The following is a 3,281-nucleotide window of genomic DNA, read 5'->3' as shown; positions in this document are numbered from 1 at the left end:
ACGATGGTCGGGCCGGCCGCAGGCGCGCCCAGCAGGGCCACCAGCAGCGGCACGCCCATGAAGCCGGTGTTGGGAAACGCCGCCACCAGCGCCCCGAAAGCCGCGTCGTTCCAGCTCATGGGCCGTCCCGCCAGGCCCTTGCGCGACAGCGCCACCGTGAGCGCCACCATCAGCAGCGCGCACAGCAGGTACAGCGCCACCAGGCTGACATCGAGCAGCTGCGCAATTGGCGTGCCGGCACCAAACCGGTAGAGCATGCAGGGCAGCGCGAAATACAGCACAAAGCCGTTGAGCCCCGAAATCGCGTCCAGCGCCAGCATGCGCCGCCGCGCGGCCACGTAGCCGCACAGCACCAAGGCAAAGAAGGGAAAGGTAATCAGGAGGATGGACAGCACGGCGGGACGGGACGGGATGTAGGCAGGGAGTTTGACTAAAAAAGCATCAGGAAGGCGGCGAGCGGCACCACCGCCAGCGGCAACGGCGACTGGGCTTTCAGCTTTTCGATATTGTCAGCGGCCATGGGCTCTTTCGTCACCATGATGCAGGCCTCACAGCCATGGGCCAGCGACAAGCGGGCAGCCTTGAGCACGTCCTTGTCTTGCACCTCGTTGCGGTATTTGACTTCCAGCCCGATACGGGTGGAGCCCAAATCAACGATGAAGTCGATTTCGTCATTGTTGCGCCGCCAGTAGCCCAGTTCGACCAACCCCGGCCAGCGCCGCAGGTGGTTGGCCACCACGTTTTCTGCATAGGCACCCATCAGCGTGGGGTCGGCCACCATTTGCTCCTGGCTCAGTTTCATCACGGCGTTGCGCACCGCCAGGTCAACCAGATAGGTCTTGAAGTTACCCGCCTTGGGCGTGGACTTGGTGCTGGTGTGTTTGTGCAGCCGCCAGACCAGGTCCGTCGCCTCAAGCAAGGGGAAGTAGGTTTCGATGGTGCTGCGCGCCAGTCCAATTTCACTGCTGATTTGGGACAGGTTGGATTCACGACCCGGGTCCTTCAGCAGGCCGAGATAAAAGCGGCGCAGCATCTCGGGTTTGCGGAATTCGGCCGCGACCAGCAGGTCTTCAAAGATTACCCGCTCGACCTGGTTTTGGTAGAGGTATTCCTGCTTGGCGAGCAGGGTGGGGAGATTCCAGACTTCGGGGAAGCCACCTTCAAAAAAGAATAGCTCTACTTTTTTCCCCACCTTCTGGCCCGCGTATCCGCCCAATTCTTCAATCAATCTTGTAGTGTCAAGTTGCTGAAGCCGCTTGCCTGTGAGCCGATGCTCCGCAATGATTGGCTTTGCATCCCCGCCAATTTCAATTGACCCCATTTCAATGTGAATTGCAAAAGAGTTCGGGCTCGTTATCTCGTTCCACTCCCGAAAACTAAACGGCAGCACATGAAAGTCTTTAATCCTGCCCAGCAGACTCTCACGCGACTTCTTGAAGATAGGCGCACTGGCCGAACCCGACACCACAAAGCGCACCGGTGTCTTCAGGTCGTAAAACTTCTTGAGGTACAGCTCCCAGCGCGGAAAACGCTGAATCTCGTCGAGAAATAAATAGGTCACACCCTCTTTGGCGGCTTCAACGGCCGTGGCGACCAGCTCATTGAAGAACTTGTCCTGGTTGAAGCCCGGAATCTCTAGCCCCGGGTCCTGCATTGAAAAATACACAATCCGGTTTGCCTGGGCCTGAGGATCGGGCGCGTCTTTGATGAGTTGCTGGATGCACTGCTGCAGCAAGGTGCTTTTGCCAACGCGGCGCGGCCCGGTGACCGAGACCATTTGCGGCAGCTGTTTGACATCTGAATAGAGCTCGTCAAACACATCGCGCCGAAATTCGGGCAATCCGGCAAAGGCCTGGTCTGGCCCCTGCCACCACAGGTTGTAGGCCTGGAGGATGTCGAATTTGGCAAAAAGAGAGGCGGCATACGCTGTCACGCCTCAAATTATGCATATTAGATGTTATCAAGTCAAATATGCTTCAGTCTACCGTGAACGACCTTGCACCGCGGCAAAAAAGCCAGACCGGTATGATTCCCGGCTTGCCTTAGCGCATCTGCATCGCATCCTCTTCAACGCCAGCTTGCTGGCTCGCCCTTCTCACCGCATTTTCCCCGACCCGAGCCCCCTAAATGTCCGATGGTTTGAATCTCGCCCAGCAGGAAGCCGTCAACTACCTGCACGGCCCCTGCCTGGTGCTGGCCGGTGCCGGTTCCGGCAAGACGCGGGTGATCACGCACAAGATTGGCCGGCTGATCCAGTCGGGGCTCAAAGCCGAGCAGATTGCCGCCATCACCTTCACCAACAAGGCCGCCGCCGAGATGCGCGAGCGCGCCAAGAGCCTGATTGGCAAGGAAGCCAGGGGGGTGCTGGTCTGCACCTTTCATGCGCTGGGCGTGCGCATGCTGCGGCAAGACGGGCAAGCGCTGGGCCTGAAGCCGCAGTTTTCGATCCTGGACAGCGACGATGTGACCAGCATTTTGAAAGACGCGGGCGGCAGCAGCGATGCGGCGACGGCGCGGCAGTGGCAGTGGACCATCAGCGCCTGGAAAAACCGGGGCCTCAACGCGGCCCAGGCCGAGGCGCAGGCCAGCGGCGACGAGGAACGTGTCATTGCCGGCATCATGGCGCGCTATGAAGAGCGCCTGAGCGCCTACCAGAGCGTAGACTTTGACGACCTGATCGGCCTGCCGCTGAAACTGCTGCAGGAACACGAGGCCGTGCGCAGCAAGTGGCAACAGTCGCTGGGCCATGTGCTGGTCGATGAATACCAGGACACCAACGCCACCCAGTACGAGGTGCTGAAACTGCTGGTCGGCGCGCGCGGCCGCTTTACCGCCGTGGGCGATGATGACCAGTCGATTTACGGCTGGCGCGGTGCCACGCTGGACAACCTGAAGCGCCTGCCGCAGGACTACCCGAATCTGAAAGTGGTGAAGCTGGAGCAGAACTACCGCTCCACCAGCGCGATCTTGCGCGCCGCCAACAACGTGATTGGGCCTAACCCCAAGCTGTTTCCGAAAACCCTGTTCAGCGAGCTGGGCGAGGGCGAGCCGGTGCGCGTGGTCGACTGCGACAGCGAGGAGCATGAGGCCGAGCGCGTGGTGGCGCGCATCCAGAGCCTGCGCGCCGAGGGCAGCCTGCAGGCCGAGGGCGGCCAGTACCGCGAGTGGAAGGACTTTTGCGTGCTGTACCGCGCCAACCACATGGCCAAGCCGTTTGAGAAGGCGTTTCGGCGCGCCAGCATCCCGTACAAGGTGTCGGGCGGGCAAAGCTTTTTTGACCG

The 3,281-nt window shown here is 60.5% G+C and carries 3 protein-coding genes; 1 reads left to right on the top strand and 2 read right to left on the bottom strand.

What is annotated here, in order from left to right:
- Together RMO23_RS19195 and RMO23_RS19190 are read right to left on the bottom strand one after the other, a co-directional pair.
- On the bottom strand, positions 1–395 hold a 395-nt coding region (locus RMO23_RS19195), incomplete at its 3' end, for an AEC family transporter (RefSeq protein ID WP_309684693.1).
- Positions 396–430: 35 nt separating this feature from the next.
- On the bottom strand, positions 431–1,777 hold the full coding sequence (locus tag RMO23_RS19190; protein ID WP_309684696.1) for an ATP-binding protein: 1,347 nt from the start codon (positions 1,775–1,777) through the stop codon (positions 431–433).
- A gap of 350 nt (positions 1,778–2,127) precedes the next feature.
- Between RMO23_RS19190 and RMO23_RS19185 the strand changes: the two genes are divergently transcribed.
- Positions 2,128–3,281, top strand: a 1,154-nt coding sequence (locus tag RMO23_RS19185) for a UvrD-helicase domain-containing protein (RefSeq protein WP_309684691.1), incomplete at its 3' end; no start/stop codon positions are given.

The organism is Polaromonas sp. (genome assembly GCF_031411155.1).
Lineage (GTDB): Bacteria > Pseudomonadota > Gammaproteobacteria > Burkholderiales > Burkholderiaceae_C > Polaromonas.
The sequence above is the reverse complement of the archived record's forward strand: the minus strand, read 5'-3'. Positions and strand labels throughout refer to the sequence as shown.

Coding starts and splice junctions, on each gene's coding strand:
- RMO23_RS19190 (WP_309684696.1), bottom strand. CDS start 1,777: ATGGTCTCGGTCACCGGGCCGCGCCGCGTTGGCAAAAGCACCTTGCTG.